Here is a 16,667-nt window from a genome sequence, read left to right as displayed (position 1 = left end):
TGTTCAGTGTAGGAAAGCTTTTCGCCAGACTGTTGTTTAACCGATGGAGTACCGATGCGACTCAAAGAAAAATCAAAGAAATAGACAAGGTCGTAGAGATGTTTAACAGGCATGTTTCCGGAGTGGTCAATGCATTACTCACCAACCTAAACAATGCAATGGCCGAACGCCTAAACGGTAAAATACAGGAACTCAAAACAGTGGGAAAAGGCTATCGAACATTCGCCAACTTTAGAAGCGCTATTTTATTCTTCCATGGAGGCCTAAACTTATATCCTCACTAACTTAAGGGTAGAACCAGTTTTCTAGGCTCTTTCGCTAATCGATCTATGACGTTTCTGAAAATCACTTCTATTCAATGAATTTCAAAACTGCTATTTTTTAGCCAAAAACTTGTTGACTTCCAGCCAGTAAATAAACGCGTCAAACCAACGGTTACTGGTGCGGTTGGGGTTGCCGAGACCGAATCCGTGACCGCCGTTTTGGTAGAGGTGAAACTCGACAGGCTTGCCGGCTTTGTACCAGGATTCGATCACACCGGTCTTTCCCAGGAATAGAAAATCATCGCTGGCGATTACATTAAACATCGGCGGGGCATTTTCAGGCACTTCAACTGGGCCCATTCCTCCATAGATCGGTCCGATAAAGGCCAGCTTCATGGTCTTGGAGTGAAGGGTAGAATGCATGGTCAGTCCAGCGCCTGCTGAGAAACCGATCATCCCGATGCGATCCGTATCGACTCCCCATTCCTCGGCGCGATCGACGATCATGGCGTAGGCTGCTTCCGCGTCCTCGAGCTGGTTGGAAAGGTCACGCTGCGGCGGACGTGGTGGATTTGCTACCTGTGAACTATCGGAGGTTGGGGCTGGTGTCGGGCGGGGACGGTTCATCCAGGCCGAAAAGTCTTCAAGCGCCGGAGGAGTAGGGTTGAGGCGGTATTTGAGCACGAAAGCGGCGATTCCCTGCTTAGCCAGCGCCTCAGCGACTTCCCAGCCTTCATTTCCCATGGACAGCCAGCTGAAACCTCCACCCGGTGCCACGATTACGGCAGCACCGTTTGCCTTTCCGGGTTCGGGAAGGAAAGGAGTGAGCGTGGCGGTGGTGATATTTCGGGCCATTGGATCGCCCCACTGCTTAAACCAAGTTTCGGAAGCGGGTTGGTTTTCGACGCCGCCTGTGCCGAGCAGGATGGCATTCGGTTCCGCGGGCGCTTCGAGTGGATAGATCGTGCCGTCCTGCGCCATGACGGCTGAAGTCAGTAGGAGAAGGGAAGCCAATAAGGCCGGTTTGCTGAAATTTTTAAGATGAAAAGGCATAGTAAATAGGTTAATGGGTGGGTTTATCGAGTATTTGCAGTTTTCAAGATAGCCTGACAACTACAAGTAAGTTAGGGGCTTAGGGTCGAAATCCAAATACCGGGCGACAGGAATGGTCTCCGGCTGATCTGTTTCAAGACCTGGAATCTAAAGCCCCGTTCATCGGCAGACTTGCTTTTTTTGAGGAAAATTAGCTTTCCGCCAGGATTTTCAGGCCCTAAGACCTGATCAGTTCAATGCCTCAATCGCCCGCTGCAGGGTCATGTCTATGCCGGCGTTGATTTCCGGAAGGGTGTTTTTGCTGTAACTGTCCGGAGCAAGCCCAATGCCTTCATAGGTCTGGCCGTCAAACAATTCCACCTTTTGGGGTACCAGCGAATAAAACCATCCATTTGCCAATTCCCGTCCGATCATGGTCCCATGAGCACCGTTTGTTGTGTCCCCCATGAGGGTGACTTGGGGCAGGGTTTTGAAGGCCATCACCGCCCGTTCGCCTGCACTGATGGTATAGCGATCGATCAGTACAATGATCGGTTTGTCTACATAGTCCCCTTCGGCAGAAATATTCCATTCATACCAGTCGGTATAATTATCAGCTCCCTTGCCGTTTTTAGTCTTACTCTTGAACACATAGCGGGACTGGTCAGTCAGCCTTCCGATCTCTGAAAAGCAATAGGTAAAATCGCCTCCCTGGTTATGCCGCATGTCGATGATGTATCCATTTACATCCGGGTATTCGCTCAGGAAATCGTTCAGTTTGAAGAAATTATCCCCCACATAGTCAAAGTAGATGTAGGCTGCATTGGCGTTTTTGATTTTGCCATAGAGGTATGCGTTTTCTTCCCCCTCTTTGTATCCAGGTTCCAGGTAGGTTTTCACAATCGGAATATCGAAGAGCTCATCCTCAATGAGTTCATTTCTGATTTTGTTTGATATAAACAGATCTCTGCCGGGAGCGGTCAGCGTGACATGTCCGTCATCCAAGGTGGCCAGCATCTGAGAGATAACAGAAAACAGTTCGTCATCCGTGGAGGTGGCAGTCACCATCGGACGGAACTTAGTGTATTGGGCTTCCCAGTCGATATTTCTTTCTTCGAAAGGAGCATATTCTTCACTAAAAGTCGTCCAGAGATTTTCGAAAATCGCTTCAGGGTCGTTGGCGGGAGTTTCCTCAAAAAGCTGGTTGCAACTTACAGCCGATAGTAAAAGCAGGATGAGGGCGAGGAAATTGGCGGTTCGTTTCATGGGCTCAAAATTTATAGCTGCCTGAAAAATTCAGAGAATTACGGAAGGAAAGCAGGTTTCTGGGTTGGCTCATGTGGATCAATTCAAACAGATAAGCTGCCCCAATTCCCCACCTCTCACTCAGATCATACTCGTACTTTAGCTCAAAGTCAAGGGTTTGCACTTTGTTCCAAGTCGCCAATTGCCCATCGCCCAAATAGGCCATAAAGGTTTTGAATCCAGAATGAGAACTGATGTTTTCGATAAATTCATCGTCATTGACCAGGTAAGGTGATCGAGCTAGCCATGCAAAAAGAGGCAACTTGAGTGTTGTTGACAGTCTGCTTTTCTCGTTAATCGGTATTTCGTAAGTACCAAAGACCCCTAAACCGATGGCGGCGTAATACCCAAAACTGCTGATCCTGCCATAGACATAGCTCGTTGCCTGGATATCTGTGGAGAAAAGTCCTCCGACCTTCAGGTTTCCGTTTTGTATTCCTTTCACCTGCTTCCCAAATTGGTAGTCCAGATCAATGAAGTTAAAACTGTGGGGATAGGCCGTTTCGGGTTCGCCGTGAAAGGTGAATCCATACGGTGCCGTCACCATGGGATTGAAATTTGCATACCGGAGGCTTACTTTTTGGTAAAATTCTGCCTCTCTGGTGTAATCCAGCCCCACGTTTAGAATGGAAAAGTCACTGTGGGCAAAAGGTGAGAAAATCAAATCCTGCCGGTTGAGGAAACCGGGCCCGACACTCAAGGTCAACGCACTGGCTTTTTCCTGTTGCTGGCCAAAAGATGCGACTACAGTCAGGAGGCTAAAAAGGGAGGTAAAAACGGTTTTCATCTGATGTCTTCATGTTTTGATAAAATGCTGTTGTATCGCGGCTGGCGCTGGCTGAAAAGTTTTACGCTTTGGTTTCATTTGTTGAAAATTTCATGATTCCGATGGTCACTTTGAAAGGTTAGAAAAATAGGATCTGCTATCCGTACTGCGGGGATTTTGAGCGCTTTCACCTCTCGGCAGATTGTTGATATTCTTATGATCTTAAGTTACAATTTGGTTTATCAATTGCAAAACCCGGGAAGCTGAAAAGCAGAGTGGGGACATGGTCAGGGAGCAGGATATTGTCTGTCCTCAAACAGCTTACTGTTAGCGGTTTAGAAGAATGGAGGGATACATTGCCTTCCTTGGATTTTTTTGAATCGACGATCCGATCACTGTGGGACCGATTGTTGGCTGTGCTGACTGATAGTTCGACCGGGTATGTTCCTACTGTTGTATCTCAACAACACCAAATAACCTTTCGGGTGCTTGGGCATCCAGTTCATAAAAGCCTTTTGGAGTTAACTGGGTAAAATATTTATAATCCTTTGCCAAATGCTGATAATCGTGGTAGCCACATGCCAGGGCGATACTCAGCCAATCCAAATTCGGGTTGGCATTTTTCATAAAAAATGCTTTCTCGAAACGCACTACTTTCTCAAAAAGCTTCGGCCCAATCCCGGTCCTTTCGGTGAACCTTCGTTGAAATTGGCGATTGCTAAGACACGATTCTGAAGCAAGTTTGTCTATGGAAAGAGGCTTGTTTTGATTTAAAATCACAGCATTGACCTTGTCAATCCCCTGCAAGCTGTGTTTTGCACGACTGATTAGCTTTCCCAAAAACACTTCAACGATACGGATCACTTCTTCCACGCTATTGTTATTGCACATCTGCTCGTGAACAGCCCTGATTTCTCCGCCCCAAATAGCTTCAGCATCAATGAAGGTATTTGTGAGTTCGTAGGCTGGAATTCCGGTAAGCAAATATAAAGTACTGGGCTGTAGCACGATTTGAAGCAACCAACAGTCTCCTTGGACAAACCTCTTGGTTACCACAGTATGCTGACCAATGATCGTACATCGTGGATGCTGTAAAACCGTGGAGTCTGCCGTGTAACTGACGACCTGTAAATCTCTTAGGTAAAACATCAAGCAACTCTCAGGCCTGGGACAATAAACCTTACAATGGACCATCCCCCCATCACCAAATTCAAACCTGATGACTTGATGCTTCCTGATATACTCGCGCAAATGTGGAGCTGGCAAAAAATCCCGTAAAATCATTTTTACATGGTTACAAGGGTGATTGGTGGACCTACATTTTTGATTCCATGTGCCAAGGAGATCTTTTGAGCTTCCTCTTCAGAGGGCGGTCTTCCCAGGTCATTCATCGCATAAAAGAACTCTTCCATCCTAATTGCAGGCTGTAAAATATACAACAACTTTCCACGGTCTGAAATCTGTAACCAGGTATGGGGAATATTTCTTGGTAAGAAGATAGTATCTCCCCCTGAAAGGCTATATCGTTTATCTCCCAATTGAAATAGAAAATCTCCCTCCACTACGTAAAAAACCTCGTCCTGTTCCAGATGAACATGCAATGGAGGACCTGTTTTTTCGACACCGGTATATTCAAATACGGACAGCTGACCCGCCGTGTCTTTGGTCGAGATCTTGAGATCGTTCGGATTTACTCCCATGAAGGGCGTGTGGATTCCATGTCTTGCTTCCCCCGACTTGACTAGAAACCCATCTTTTTCATCTGTTTCGTTATTTGGGGCTGCCATTAGGTCCGAACCATACGCAGCAAGCGCAGCAGTGGTGAGAATGAATTTTCTTCGTTTCATAGTTATCTGGTGGTTGTAATACTCAAAGATGACTCGAACAAAAAGCTAGCTACTGGTAAATTTCGGACGTTATTTGATTATTGTTCAATTTTAATTTGAACTCAAGCACTATAAGCTTTCAGAGTCTATGAATGTGCTAGATGACAACCATATTTTTCAATTTCATAGAGAATTGACTGTTTGGATTCTAAATCGTGTAAGCACGGCTTCAGCGTAGGCTTCCCGAAACGAGTTAATGTTGGCCGCAATGTCTTCCATGTATCAATCCTGGGCTGGCTGTGGTCGTCCCCATACGATTGTAGTGAACAATGCCGTGGGCCTGCCAGGTAGGCATGACCGACACTGTAAGCCAGCCATGATCAGTGAGCGAAACCGCACCATCAATGGCTGATAGAAAGGCGTAATAAAGGTTTCGTTTAGTATATTGGGCTGCGAACCTACCCATAACCTATACTATGAAACCCTTTAGAAGCGCATCACTTCGCCTTTTTTTCATTTGCAGTCTCTCTTTGCTTTTCGTCACTTTTATGTCAGACAAAGCTTCGGCGCAAACTTCCATCTGGCCAGACAGCGCACCCTGGTGGAAGGCTAACAATCTCCGGGTGATGCAGACGAATTTGCCCGCCTACGAGGCAGAAACACTGGATCCTGATTCACTCCTGGCTGACCTCAAGAATTTTTCCGCCAATACGCTGATTATAAATGCCGGCGGAATCATGGCTTTCTACCCCACAAAACTCGAATATCAATACACCAATCCTTATATGAAGGAGGATATGCTCGGTGAGGTCATCTCCAAATGCCATGAAAATGGCATCAGAGTCATCGTTCGCTTTGATTTTAGCAGAGCGCATAAAAGCATCTTCGAGAAACAGCCCGATTGGTTCTACCTGTCTCCGAAAGGTGAGCGAATCGTCAATGATGACATGTATGTGATCTCCATCAATGCCCCCTATGAGCAGGAGCAGCTTTTCAACATCGTGGAAGAAGTGATCGACCTGTATCCGATTGATGGAATATTTATCAACATGCCGGGCTACGCCACCAAAAATGCCTACACCGGAGAGTATCATGGCATTGATCAGAATCCCTATGACCGCGAGCGGTTTTCGGAATTCAGTGGAGGCATGGAGCTCCCAATCGAGGAAGACGACAGTGACCCCGTCTTCAAAAAATATCTTGACTTCAAAGCATTCACCTCTGACGATCTGATCCGTCGGGTAAACAAACTGGTCAAATCCAAGAATGAAAACATTGCAATCTGTACATATTCAGAGAAATATGTAGATATCATCCGTCACGAATCTCAGACTAACTCGCTTCCTTATTGGCCCTATAATGCCTCGGACAATGTCAGCAATACGATCCATTCCTATCCGGAACATATTGTAAGCAATGCCAGCATCCAGCAGATCTCCTTTCAGTCCAGATATAATGCCGTAGAGCCAGAGGAAGTGGCGATCCGTCTTTATGAAAACATCGCGAACGGTTCAGGTCTGGACATGAGCCTCATGGGCGACTTCCGGGACTATGAGGATGAGCGGAATTTTGATATATATAGGAAAGTATACGCCCTGCATAAGAAGTACGAAGCCTACTTCGGCAAGTACACCTCGCCGGCAGAAGTGGCGGTGATTGCGCCGGGTTCCTGGCCCTCAGGAGATGCCGCTCAAGAATATCGGGGGATCCAGTTGATGCTCAAAGAAGCGCACATCCAGTTTGACATTATTGAGAAAAGCCAAATCGGCAACCTTGAGGAGCAGTTGAAAAAATACAAGCTGATCATCCTGCCTGAGATCGTCAGCCTTGACGAAAAATCCCTGGCCGCCTTGATCAACCTTAGCCAATCAGGAACCAACTTCATTGCTACAAACAAGTCTTTGTCGGGACATACTGAGGCTTTGGAAGACTTATTTGGAGCAAAGATTAAACAATTGGATCACGAAGGGAGTGGCTTCTACCTCAATCCGGCAGACAACGTGCTCTTTTCAAGATTTGACAAGCAAGAACTGCTTTTCTGGAAATTCAACTTGGGCATGTATGATTTTGAAGAGGCTGATGAAGTCAAGCTTCCCATCTTCACGCCGGGAAGGCCTGGACCTCCAGAGAAGATCGGTGGACATGAACCCACGGGATTTTATGCTGTTGGAATCAAGAAACACGCAAGCAGCAAAGCGATCCTCTTGCCTGTCAACTTGGGCAAACTCTACTATCTCCACGGCTATGAGCAACACAAAAACATCCTTTTGGATCTTATAGATTACAGCTTCCCGGAAGCTGGCGAGCTAATCGTAACCAATGCCCATCCAAGAGTAGAAGTGATCTTACAGGACTTTGCCCGCAACACACCGGAAAACTATCAGAAAAACGTCGTGGAAGGAAAGATCCTTCACTTGATTAACCTCACCGGATTTAGTGGAAACACCTATTTCGATCCCTTGCCGGTCTATGATACTGAGGTTAAAATAAAGACAGACTTTGTGCCGACGAAGGTGTGGGGAATGATCAGCGAGAAAGCGATCGACTTCAGCTACGATCAGGGATATGTATCGATCAGCATCGATCGGCTTGATGATTTTGAAGGAGTGGTAATAGAAAAATAGCAAGCCTCAGATTGCAAAGAGCGGATTGCCAATTCGTTTGGATAGTCGAGCGGGATCGAGCGTCAAAAAAAGCTTCAGTGAATTTTTAGTGAGAAGCCAGCTTGCAGGGTGGGCAATTAACGCTCAGTCCAACGCTCATTTGGCGATTGATCGATAAAATAGTAGACTACACTCGGGAGGATCGAACCTTGCAGTAGCTATGCTGCACTTTCTCTCTGAGGCTATTTCAATTTGTATTTTGACCCATTGACCGTTTTTTGAACCGAAATAGGGTGAACGATGACTAAACTGACACCCATTTGCCAACTACAACCTGATTTACCGAAATGAAGACGATGTGGATTACTTCCGAAGGCTTGGAAAAGCTGAAGGCCGAACTGGATCACCTTTGGCGGGTGGAGCGCCCTGAAACCACGCAAAAAGTCGCCTGGGCGGCAAGTCTGGGAGATCGATCGGAAAACGCCGACTACCATTACAACAAAAAACGTCTCCGGGAAATAGACCAGCGTGTCCACTACTTGCGCAAGTGCGTGGATGACCTAAAGGTGATTCCCTATTCTCCTTTTCAGGAGGAAAAAGTCATGTTTGGTGCTTGGGTAGAGATCGAAAATACCAAGGGAATGAAGATCCGCTTCCGAATCGTGGGAGGGGAAGAGATTTTTGAGCGCAGGGATTACATCTCGATTGATTCTCCCATGGCACAGGCGCTGCTGAAAAAAGGGGTAGGCGACGAAGCTTTGGTACAAACGCCTACCATGCAGGTCCTTTGGCGTATTGTGAAAATTGACTATGAGAAGTAAGGCCGATGGAATCCATTTTTAGCTAAAAGCCAATCAATCAGGGATTCGGTGGTTCCCTATTTGTTCTTTTATATTCCTTCCATGCTTTTGTTGAATGGATAGGAACTCCCCATATTAATTCTTGGATGGTCGTTTTCTATCGAATTACAAATTCGTTTGGATATAAAGGCGTAGTTGCAAACCACGCCTAGGCCGACGTCAAATTACACAAAGCCGGGAGAGACGAGTCTCAACCATCCAACTATTTAGGAAGTGTTTTCATGGCTGAAGCCGCAGCTCTCTTACCAGCCTAAAGCCTACATCATAACCATTCCCCGGGCCGGCACCATGATACAAATAGGTCGCATTGGTAACGTCTGAAGTGATACTTCCGCCTTTTAGGACATGAACCTCACCCGAGTCCGGAGGGACAGGGCCTGCCAAGACCTCGTCATTGTAATAATCTTCCACCCATTCCCAGACATTGCCCAGCATATCGTACAGACCCCAAGGATTAGGTTGTTTCGTGCCGACTGGCTTGGTCGTTCCTTTATCAGTCTGTTGAATCCATGCCGTCTTGTTGGTTTCGGACCAAGACAGCAAGCTGTCATTTCCCGCTCTGGCAGCATATTCCCATTCGAATTCTGTAGGTAATCGATAGCTGTAAATGCTGTCCATGGAATTCAGCTTTTTCAAAAAATCCTGAACCATCTCCCATGTGACATTTTCTACCGGATAGGATTCTGTCGGTGCACCTACTTTTACCGCAGTGAAGATAGACGGATTGAAGCCCATCACCTTTTCCCACTGACGCTGCGTTACTTCATATTTGCCGATGAAATAGGGCTGATCGATAGTTACCCAAAAGCCCGGTCTGGAATCGCGTTCTGCCATCTCCTGACAAAGTCTAAATTCTTCTTCCGTCCATTTGTCTTCCTCGGGAACATCCCGGGTATCAGGAGAACTGGGACACTCAATCTCGATTTTCCCCACGAGCATCTTACCGGGTTCGATGCGGGCGAATTCCATATCGAAAGGAGTTGGTGTCGCAGACGGAGACTTTTGGGCAGAAGAGAGATTCGGGGAAATTGCTGGTGTTGCCGGTTTAAGCTCTTTGATTAGGATGTTTCGAAACTGATGTGAAGCTTCTGGCCGCCAGGAAAAATCACAGCATCTACCACCCGGCACAGGCTGTAAAGTGGCGCTCCAGTGCAGTTGAAGGGCGATCATCCCGGCTGTCACATCTCCAATCAGATCGTTGCGTTCACCTTCGGCATCCCACATCTTCTGGTCGTTTATCCAAAGTGAAATTTTTGGAACTTCTCCTGTAATTCGGATGCGGAAACTATTCCAGTCCCCCTTTTTCCAAACCTCGCCGATATTGGCGATCTGGGCATTCACGGTGGTTTTTAGCAATTCACCAAAAAGATTTCCGGTTCCGCGATCCCCATCTCCGGCCAGTTCCAACTGATAGGCAGTTCCACTTTCGCTTGATCTTAGGAAGATTCCTCCGTTGGTGCCGGGGAAGCCTTTGAAGTCCAGAGACAACTCAAAATCCCGGTATTTTTTATCCGTCAGGATGAGCCCACCCTGACCATAAGGATATTGCTTCAGGACCAAGGCCCCATTCTCGACATCGAAATTCCCAGTGGTTCCGTGGTGATTGGTCTTGCTGATGTGCCAACCGGCTAAATCTTTCCCGTTGAAGATGGGATCAAATCCATCAAGTGAATTCACCTGTTGCGAACAACTGAAAATGCTGAGTGGTAGTAGGACTATCGCAGCGAATTTTCTTCCAAATGAATCCATGCTTACTAGCGTAAAATGATGTTTGATTGAAGAAAGCTTTGTCACCTCAGTACCGAACCATCCCATTATCTAATAAACTCGATCCCCGTCATCATGACCAGCGCATCGCTGTCCTTTGCCTGGAGATTTTTCACTACGATAAACAGGTCATGTATACCACCTGCCTTTGATACATCTATGAACGCAGGAGGGCCCATCGCCGCTCCGAAGAAGGGACCTTTTTCACCTTTTGGTGCGGGAGGGATGGTAAATGGCTCACCGACCAATTCGCCATCTGGGCTCCCCAGTCTGATCTCGATTGTGGCCCCGACAAAATGAGACCAGTGCCAAAAACGGTTTGGGGCACCGATTTTCACCTGATTGATTCCTGTCAGATCAATCTTGCTGAAACCAATGTAACCGCCTTTTCCGGTGAATATGAATCCCGGATCATTGGTGGAGGGGGTATATGAAATTCCTGTTTCGGAGAAGAAGTCTGCGTCCTCAGGTGCCAACACAGGATATCTGAGGAGAAAAAAGTCATTGCCGGATAGTTCCAGGCCCGGTTTGCCGCTGGAGCCTCCATCCGTATAACCCGCCAAAAAGACATAGGAACCCATTTCCAAAGGAGTTTGGAAATAAGAATCGAGTCTTCCTCCGCGCCCCTTCTTTTCGTAAGCCTTTGTCTGGTATTTTCCCGAAGTTGCCAGACGGGCGCTTGCTTCCTCCTCGGAATTTAGATCCAGAATGTAATCTATGATTTGAGAAATCTCAAGACTGGTCAATGTAGGTTGGGGTGGCATGGCTATATCGCCCCATTTCCCTGAGCCGCCTTCCGAGATGCTCTTGGACAGTGTTTCAAACGCATTGGGACTTCCTCGATACTTCAGGGCTACATCTCTAAAGGCCGGGCCTACCAGTTTTGTATCTTCGGTATGGCAGGAGACGCAATTGTTTTTCTGTACCAATGCTTTTGCATTCAGGTGTTTTAATGGGGTGTCAGGATTCAGTTCACCCTGCTTGTCCAAAACCTCCAGTTGAGGATATCCCATGCCGGAGGGAATATACTGGGCAGTGACGAGGACCTTTTCCTTTTCGATGCTGCCATCGGGATCTTCGACCGAGACTTCATAGCGGATGATCGCATCAGGGAAGTAAAAGCTCTGATTCCCTTCGAGGATATTGAATTTAACCTGTGGCTTAGAGTTTCCAGCAATTACATAGAGGGAATCCGTTGAGCTGAGGCCACTGGGGTCAGTTACTTCCAGTTTGATCTCATATCTTCCTTCGGCTTCCAGAGTTAAGGCTGGATTGGCGGTCTCGAATACTTGTTGATTCCCTCCGTCGGCGCTATTTACTGTCCATTTATAAGCGAGAGGATCTCCGTCCAAATCCACACTTTGTTCGGAAGAAAGTTTTAATTCCAAAGGGACTTTTCCGTCCATGGCAGACGAACTCGCGGCTGCTATGGGAGTTCGATTCCCTGCGATGTATTCGATTCTGGATATTTTCCCAGATCCTCCGATCCCATACTCGACCAAATACAAGTCTCCATTGGGGCTGAAATCCATGTCCAGAGGCTGGCTGTGAGTCAACATCTCTGCAGGAAGAAACCGCTCAAGTGAGACTACTTTGGAGCGATCGTCATCCATCTCTATCACCATGATGTAGTTGCGGACGTAATCGGTGACAAACCACTTGCCTTCGAAATAATCCGGAAAAATCCTCTCAGCGGTCTTGGGAAAGTCAGCCTTCCTAAAGATAGGTCCGCCCACCGCAGAGCGAGCGGCACTGCCAAGGATTGGCCACTCCTCCGAAACTTGGTAAGGATAGGCAACCAGCGCCGGCTGAGCAGGAGGGAGGATCTTGAGTCCGGTATTGTTGGGAGAGTCATTGTAGCTGGAGTCAGGATTATAGGGCTTTCCATAACTGTCAGTGCTGTAGTCGTAGCTTTTGTACGCTCGATTGTACCCAATAAAGTACGGCCAACCATAATTCCCGGCACTTTTGGCAACATTAAACTCATCATAGCCCATCGGTCCAAATTCCTCCGAATCCACACCCGCGTCGGGCCCGACTTCTCCCCAGTGGAGGTATTGTGTCTTGGAGTCAACTGATACGCGCCAGGGGTTTCTATTGCCCATGACATAGATCTCAGGCAATGTATTTGGACTGCCCTGAGCAAACAGATTACCTTCGGGAATAAGATAGGTGCCATCGGATTGAGGCTTGATCCGAATGATCTTGCCCCGCAGATCATTGGTATTCGAGGCGGTTCGGGCTTCGTCTTCCCCTCTTCCGCCTTCGTTGGTGAAAGGAAGTGGAGAATATTGGGTAGGATGTGAGTCCGCTCCGATAGTGAGATATAGGTTTCCGTCATTATCCCAGGTCATTCCTCCTCCGAAATGCTGGCCATCGGGCTGCTCCCAGGGTACGGTCAGGATTGTTTTTTCACTGGGCATGTCCAACTTGCCATCTTCTCCGAGTTCAAATCTGGAAAGGCGCATGGCCTCTCCATTGTCCGCTTCCGCTGAATAGAAAAGATACAGCTGTTGACTTCTTTCAAATTCTCTGTCGAGTAATATCCCGATCAGTCCCGGCGCAGTCTCTTTGGTGAGATCCAGTGTTCCCAGAAGTTCAACTGCTCCGGTTTTTTCAATGAAGCGTTTGACGTGGCCGACCCGCTCAATCCAATATACATTTCCACTCTGGTCAAACTCTAGCTGGAGGGGTTCTTCCAAACCTTCGACCAATACTTTCTGAGTGAACCGACTCGCGTCCGGCCGGGTGAATTCCTCGTTCGTCGCAGTTTCTTGACAGGCAGTTGCTAATCCTAAGATCAGGATCAAAACCAATTTCAAGGCTTTATATGAACACGGTAAATGAGACCTAAAAATATACATGGAGGGAATTTTGGTAACAGGGTACGAGTATCAAGCCGCACATGACGTGGCCATATCGTGGTTTGGGCTGAGTGTTTTTGTGAGTACCACTAATATACTAACCAATTTGTACTTGGCTTATTTTATTGATGAGGGTTGTTTCTGGCGAATTACAAGATTGGACGATCGTCGAGTAAGAGCGGGCGTCAAAAAAGGTTCAGTGAAGCCTTTAGCGGGAAGTCAGCTTGCAGCCCAGAAGGGGTTGAACTGTTTCTCCACCAACTTTCAAAGAAAATAACTGCGCCTAGGCCGAAATCAAAACCAATTCTGGTTGGAATAGCAAGGTCTGTAAAATCCAAACTCAGATCCTTCCCAGATGTACCGAATCGGAAAGGATGGAAGTGCGCTTCTTTAAATTCGTCTGACTGAAAGCCAGATAGACGTGCCAGGACATCGCTGATTGCTCCGAATTCAATTCGATCACCGCCTGACCGCCATTCCTGCGGAATTTACTCTTCGGCCAAATGTACTTTTTCTCCTCAGGACAATAGCAGAGGATGAACGTCTCATCTGATGCCTGGGCCTTGCCTTCTGCGGAGTTGTCTGCCCAAGTGATCTCCAGGGAATTCCCGTTTCGAATGAGTCTCGGACTTTCGGGCCCGAGTAGGCCACCCTTGCTGATTCGTAGGAATGCCGGATCGATTTTAGACTCCCGGGTGTGATTATATCCCTTGGTATTGATCTCGGAATAGGCGCAGTGCATGCCCTTCTTGCTTTGGGTCATGAATTCCTGATAGCCGAAGTCCAGGGCCAGCTTAACCGGCTTTAGAAAAGCATTGATGGTCTTGAGTTTCTCCCGCTGGATGAGCTGAAGCGGACTGGGATTGTGCTTGTTTTTGTGGTTTGAGCCGGGTTTGCTGCGTACGACAGTTTTGCCATTGAGTTCGTAGAAAACCAAAGTGCCGATTGTGCCTTTGGGGTAGATCACATTGGAGCTGGGTAAGATTGCCATGACTTTATGTTTAGAGGTTAATGATATGCCTACCCGCCTGTAAAAGCTTCCCATTTTGACTAGTTCCGCTAGAAGTCCCGAGAAAAATTACCTCGAAAATCCGGGCGCAAGCGCTCAGGAATTCTGCAGATCCGCTCGGAGATCCCCGACAGGATTGTAGGCTAAAATTCAGGCTATTAACCTAATAAAAGCGTGAGAGAAATCAAAATAGCCAGGCATATAAAAGTTAGAGTTTATACTATAATCAGATAGGTTTTATATAGGATTATGGCTATGTAAAGCCTATCGAAATCCTAACCAAAGGCTAAATGAACCCTAGCTAAACTTACTGATGAATGAACCTTTTTTAGGAGTTTGCTGGCAATGGGATATGCTTCGGAATGGTGATTCCAAGTGGTAGGAAAATGCAGGGCGATTCTACGGGTTGCCTGGATTACGATCCTAAATGGATCGAACCTGTCAATACTTGTGCGCCGTGGCGTAGCTTTAGGTGCAACCTAGGGACTGAAGAACAAGAGAGAATGGCAACCCCGAAGGGGTTGAACTATTCCTTTACCCACGGATAAAGATAATACCTACTCCTAAGCAAGATAGAACTATACCCAGACGGGGTAAACTGTACGCAGTGTGTCTAACTGCAGCCAGGTTGCCTCTTTTTTATGTCATTAGCTGGAGATACTTTTCTCTATTCTCATAAATGATCCAAACCAATATAGCCCAAATTACAAGTGCGATGGGCAGTCCACTTGGGGCGACAAAAATATGAGTCAGCAAAACGCCAACCATTACCGGGAAAATCACTAATGCTCCCAGTGCCCTTGTTTTTGGGAATACGATAAGAATGCCTCCTAAAATTTCCGCAATACCCACCAATGGAATCAACCATTCAATTTCCATCAGAGCTGTATTGTCGTTAAGTAATTCTGCCGGCAAATCCTCAGGGACAGGCATGTAGTTTAGGAACTTATTCAAACCTCCGTTGATCAGTAGTAGGCTGAAGATAACCGAGACGATGTTGAACATTTTATTTTTCATAATCCTCTCATTTATTGTGGTGGTTGATCATCCAATTCATTCCAAACTGGTCTTTAAATTCCCCAAAGTAGGCACCAAAGAACATGTCTGCCAGTGGCATGGATACCTGCCCTCCGGCAGAGAGTTCATCAAAAAGGCGTTTGGCTTCTTCCCTTGTGTCAGGTTCCAGGCAGATGTGCATGTTGTTGCCGGATGTCAAAGTAAATCCCATTTCTTTTGGCGCATCAGTACCCATTAAGATGTGCCCGCCAAGAATGGGAAGTTCTACATGCAATACCATTTTCTTGATTGCCTCTGCGACAGGTGGATGTCCTGCCTCAGCCGGGATGTCTTCAAACCGTTGAATTCCGTTGATGAAATCTGTTTTAAAAACGGATTTGTAAAACCGGAAAGCTTCCTCTGTGTTGCCCGGAAAGTTTAGATAAGTGGTTACTCTGGCCTTGTTGTCAGGCTTATTTTGCATTCTCAAGCGAAATTGTGCCTCAATGTATTGATCAAGATTTTCAAGAGCCATGGTGAAACCTTCTTGAAAGCCCATTTCAATCACTTTTTCCAAGTCAGAAAGCTGATCATACCTGGCTGTAATGGTCACGAGCGTGGTATTGTCATTTTCTGTAAACACATTTGTCCAAAGAGTCCTGGGCATTTCTGTGTTTACCGTACCGTTTTCATCACAAAATGCATCTAAGCCCGAAAACATCGATTGATGCACAATTTTGTGGTAGTCATTTTTGCACCAATGGGCTTCATTTTCAGGACTGATCATGGCATACAACCACCTCCCACCTTCCCTGAAATCCATTGATTTGGTCTCGGTACGGTAAGGTTTTGGTGCCCACCATTGGTCCAGTATTTCCGGATTCGTCCATGCTTCCCATACCAATTCCCGGTTGGCCGCAAACTCACGGGTTACATTAACTGTGTTGTTCTCTTTGTTGACAATGAAGTCAAATTTTAAATGGCTGTTCATTTTCATCTGTTTATATTTTGAATTTTATTGGTCAGATAGCCTGTCCCGATTTTTCTTCGGGAGAATGCCCTGGATAATCATCCCCCTGTGTGAGAGTTTTTCTCATGGGCATTTCATATGATTTTAATTTTTTCTTTAAGGCCACATGGAATCTCGCATGCATTATAATCACCCCGTGTGTGACGTTTTCGTCGTGCTCGATTTCATGTGTTTATAATTTGTTTTTAAATGGCCACATGGAATCTCGCATGCATTGTAATCACCCCGTGTGTGACGTTTTCGTCGTGCTCGATTTCATCTGTTTAAGATTTTATTTTTTATCGTCAGATAGCCTGTCCCGATTTTTCTTCGGGAGAATGCCCTGGATAATCATCCCCGGTGTTAG

Annotated in this window: 13 protein-coding genes; 3 read left to right on the top strand and 10 right to left on the bottom strand. The window is 46.6% G+C overall.

What is annotated here, in order from left to right; translation table 11 throughout:
- Window positions 1-284 (top strand): transposase (locus tag G459_RS0121715; RefSeq protein ID WP_026969506.1); only part of this gene is annotated, 284 nt, incomplete at its 5' end.
- A gap of 90 nt (window positions 285-374) precedes the next feature.
- Here the strand turns inward: G459_RS0121715 and G459_RS0121710 are convergent.
- From G459_RS0121710 to G459_RS0121690, 5 genes are all read right to left on the bottom strand, one after another.
- The gene (locus G459_RS0121710) at window positions 375-1,316 is read right to left on the bottom strand and encodes an alpha/beta hydrolase (protein WP_026969505.1); all 942 of its coding nucleotides are present in this window, start codon (window positions 1,314-1,316) and stop codon (window positions 375-377) included.
- A 228-nt stretch (window positions 1,317-1,544) separates the two neighbouring features.
- Window positions 1,545-2,561 (bottom strand): S41 family peptidase, encoded by a 1,017-nt coding sequence (locus G459_RS0121705; RefSeq protein ID WP_026969504.1) that lies wholly within the window; start codon window positions 2,559-2,561, stop codon window positions 1,545-1,547.
- A 4-nt stretch (window positions 2,562-2,565) separates the two neighbouring features.
- A complete protein-coding gene (locus G459_RS0121700) occupies window positions 2,566-3,387 on the bottom strand; it encodes a hypothetical protein (RefSeq protein ID WP_026969503.1) in 822 nt (273 codons plus the stop codon).
- A gap of 426 nt (window positions 3,388-3,813) precedes the next feature.
- Window positions 3,814-4,650: a helix-turn-helix domain-containing protein gene (locus tag G459_RS0121695; protein ID WP_026969502.1), complete on the bottom strand. Its 837-nt coding sequence runs from the start codon at window positions 4,648-4,650 to the stop codon at window positions 3,814-3,816.
- A 2-nt stretch (window positions 4,651-4,652) separates the two neighbouring features.
- Window positions 4,653-5,213 carry a cupin domain-containing protein gene (locus G459_RS0121690; protein ID WP_026969501.1) on the bottom strand — a complete coding sequence of 187 codons (561 nt, stop codon included), beginning with the start codon at window positions 5,211-5,213 and terminating at the stop codon, window positions 4,653-4,655.
- Window positions 5,214-5,668: 455 nt separating this feature from the next.
- On the opposite strand from G459_RS0121690, the gene G459_RS0121685 reads away from it, so the two are divergent.
- Both G459_RS0121685 and greB read left to right on the top strand, forming a co-directional pair.
- On the top strand, window positions 5,669-7,816 hold the full coding sequence (locus G459_RS0121685) for a family 10 glycosylhydrolase (RefSeq protein WP_051315360.1): 2,148 nt from the start codon (window positions 5,669-5,671) through the stop codon (window positions 7,814-7,816).
- A 335-nt stretch (window positions 7,817-8,151) separates the two neighbouring features.
- Complete coding sequence (greB, locus tag G459_RS0121680) at window positions 8,152-8,616, top strand: transcription elongation factor GreB (RefSeq protein WP_245588227.1); 465 nt, start codon at window positions 8,152-8,154, stop codon at window positions 8,614-8,616.
- 258 nt (window positions 8,617-8,874) lie between these two features.
- On the opposite strand, the gene G459_RS30465 is transcribed toward greB, so the two are convergent.
- The 5 genes from G459_RS30465 to G459_RS0121645 form a co-directional block, all read right to left on the bottom strand.
- The gene (locus tag G459_RS30465) at window positions 8,875-10,332 is read right to left on the bottom strand and encodes an SUMF1/EgtB/PvdO family nonheme iron enzyme (protein WP_245588226.1); all 1,458 of its coding nucleotides are present in this window, start codon (window positions 10,330-10,332) and stop codon (window positions 8,875-8,877) included.
- Between the two features lie 137 nt (window positions 10,333-10,469).
- Window positions 10,470-13,244, bottom strand: coding sequence for a PQQ-dependent sugar dehydrogenase (locus tag G459_RS0121665; protein ID WP_026969498.1), 2,775 nt, complete (start codon window positions 13,242-13,244; stop codon window positions 10,470-10,472).
- A 382-nt stretch (window positions 13,245-13,626) separates the two neighbouring features.
- A complete protein-coding gene (locus G459_RS0121655) occupies window positions 13,627-14,277 on the bottom strand; it encodes a DUF6266 family protein (RefSeq protein ID WP_026969496.1) in 651 nt (216 codons plus the stop codon).
- A 657-nt stretch (window positions 14,278-14,934) separates the two neighbouring features.
- Entirely contained in the window at window positions 14,935-15,312 is a 378-nt protein-coding gene (locus G459_RS0121650) for a DoxX family membrane protein (RefSeq protein WP_026969495.1), read from the bottom strand.
- A 7-nt stretch (window positions 15,313-15,319) separates the two neighbouring features.
- A complete protein-coding gene (locus G459_RS0121645; RefSeq protein ID WP_035456639.1) occupies window positions 15,320-16,282 on the bottom strand; it encodes an SRPBCC domain-containing protein in 963 nt (320 codons plus the stop codon).
- Window positions 16,283-16,667 lie beyond the last annotated feature (385 nt).

The organism is Algoriphagus terrigena DSM 22685 (assembly GCF_000429445.1).
Lineage (GTDB): Bacteria > Bacteroidota > Bacteroidia > Cytophagales > Cyclobacteriaceae > Algoriphagus > Algoriphagus terrigena.
The sequence above is the reverse complement of the archived record's forward strand: the minus strand, read 5'-3'. Positions and strand labels throughout refer to the sequence as shown.